Annotated in this window: 2 protein-coding genes; one reads left to right on the top strand and one right to left on the bottom strand. The window is 32.9% G+C overall.

Features of this window, described 5'->3' with window-relative positions; all coding sequences use genetic code 11:
• The coding region (locus WBN21_RS11245) for an outer membrane beta-barrel protein (protein WP_424200310.1) at positions 1–1,953 on the bottom strand (1,953 nt) is incomplete at its 3' end.
• A 104-nt stretch (positions 1,954–2,057) separates the two neighbouring features.
• On the opposite strand from WBN21_RS11245, the gene WBN21_RS11250 reads away from it, so the two are divergent.
• Positions 2,058–2,407, top strand: a 350-nt coding sequence (locus tag WBN21_RS11250) for a CoA-binding protein (protein ID WP_424200312.1), incomplete at its 3' end; no start/stop codon positions are given.

Here is a 2,407-nt window from a genome sequence, read left to right on the forward strand (position 1 = left end):
ATAATTTGTTGAAAGCTCCAAACCATATGCTGAGGTATTATCAAAATTGTCATAAGATAAAATGGAGTTTCCAGAGGTTACATCGGTTCTGTCAATAAAAACATATCGGCTAATATTATCTTCAATAATTCTATAAAAAACGCCTGCAGTAATGCTTCCGTTTTTTAATTGCCTTGTATAATTGGTTTCTATGGAGTTTGTAAATTGTGGTTGTAATTCGGAGTTTCCAAAGGACGAAATACGTGGTGTACTCCATTCTCTAATAGGATTTATTTGTTGTAAACCTGGTCTGTCTACTCGACGACTAAAACTTAACTGATAGGAGTTTTTGTCAGACTGGTTATACGTTAGAAACGCCGATGGGTAAATTTGAAAATAATCGTTTGTAAATGGCAAAAGTTCTGTGCTGTTGTCATCAAATGTTTTTAAAGCATCAGCACTTGCATTAACTTGTTCTGCTCGTAATCCTATTTGGTAATTCCATTTTTCAAGTGTTTTTCCATAGGTGAAATAAGCTGAGTAAATATCTCTGTTATAGTCAAAATCGGTGCTTGGTGTTGGAATAATGTTTCCTTCACTAGAAAAGGTTTGACCTGTTGAGGTATAATTAATTTTAGATCCAAATAGTAAGGCTTGTAAACCAGCTTCAATTTTAGTTTTCTCATTAATAGGTTTTACATAATCAACATTAATAGTGGTTTGATCTCGTACGGTTCCTACATTATCAATATAGTTTGGCGGAAAGTTAAAATTGAAAAAATCGAAATTTGCAATTTCATCATTTTCAAAATCGTTGTAATCTATTTCAATATCTAAAGTTTCGTCTTCATCAGTAAATTCATGCTTGTAAGCAACATTATATTGCCCAGAATTGTTTTCTGAAATATTTGAAAATAATTGACTTTGCGTAAGTGAAGGGTAACTTAAAATGGTGCTTCCAGAACCATTGCCATTAAAAATATTTTGGTTTGTAAAAAATGAAATGGTGTTTTTGTCATTTATATAAAAATCAACGCCAACTTTATATAAATGTGATTTGTTGTTATTTCCAAATTTGAAATCTTGACGGGAATTATCATCCAGTCTATCAATCCCTCCAAAGTTGTCGTATTTGCCAATATTGTTTCCGTAGTTGCCATAAAAATTGAATTTTCCATTTCTGTAATTCATATCTATGGAACTGTTGAATTTGGCAAAAACTTCGTTAGTCACACCAACATTAAAATTTCCGTTAAAACCGACCTGCGTGTTTTTATGAAGTTTAATATTTATAATACCGCTCATGCCTTCCGGATTATACTTAGCTGAAGGATTGGTAATTAATTCAATTTGTTTTATAGATGTGGAAGGAATTTGTTTTAAAAGCTGTGCAATAGGGACGTTGCTTAACTTACCATCAACCATAACACGTACATTTTCGTTACCTCGAAGGCTTATGTTTCCTGTTTGCTGGTCGACACTTACGGATGGAATATTATTCATGATATCGCTAGCGGTTGCACCTGCGGTAGTTAAATCTTTTCCGATAGTAATGACTTTTCTGTCTACCTTTTGCTGAATTGTAGATACTTCTGCAACTACCGTAACGGCATCTAGACCTTCGGCTTCTTCTTCAAGAAGAATATCGCCTATATTAACGTCGTAATTGCCTTTGCCAATAGTAACATTTAAATTTGTTGTTTTGTAACCGATATACTGAATGCTAACAATAATACTGCCCTCTGGAATTTTATCTATGGAAAAAGTTCCATCAGCTAAAGTGATGCCACCAGTAATTGTTTTGCCATCACTATTTTTAATAATAATGTTTACGTAAGGTAAGGGTTCTTTTAAAGTTGCGTCTAACACTTTTCCTAGTATAGTACCAGTTTTGTCAGTTTTAGGATCGGGATCTGATGCGTGTGCTGTCAAAATAGAAAAAAGAATAGCACACAAATAAAGTAATTGTTTCATTTGATTGGTTTGATTTTTTGATTGATGTTTCTAAGTAGACGCTAAATTTCAACTTCTGTTACTATATTTGGGTCAAATTAACAGTCTTTTAACTTTTTTAACAGATGAATAAAAAAACTTTGGTGCTTGGCGCATCATTAAAGCCAGATCGCTATTCTAATTTTGCTATTCAGCGATTAGTTGCTAAAAAAATCGAAACGGTAGCTTTTGGATTGAGGTCTGGAACCGTTTCCGGAGTGACAATTGATACTGAATTACTACCATATAAAAATGTGCATACAGTCACCTTATATTTAAACCCGGATAGACAAAAAGCCTATTACGAATATATAATATCCTTAAAACCTGAGCGCGTTATTTTCAATCCTGGAACAGAAAATCCAGAATTATATAAGTTTTTAAAAGAACATAAAATTGCTTTTGAAGCGGCTTGTACTTTGGTTTTACTTTCTAC

The organism is Algibacter sp. (genome assembly GCF_049667265.1).
Lineage (GTDB): Bacteria > Bacteroidota > Bacteroidia > Flavobacteriales > Flavobacteriaceae > Algibacter_B.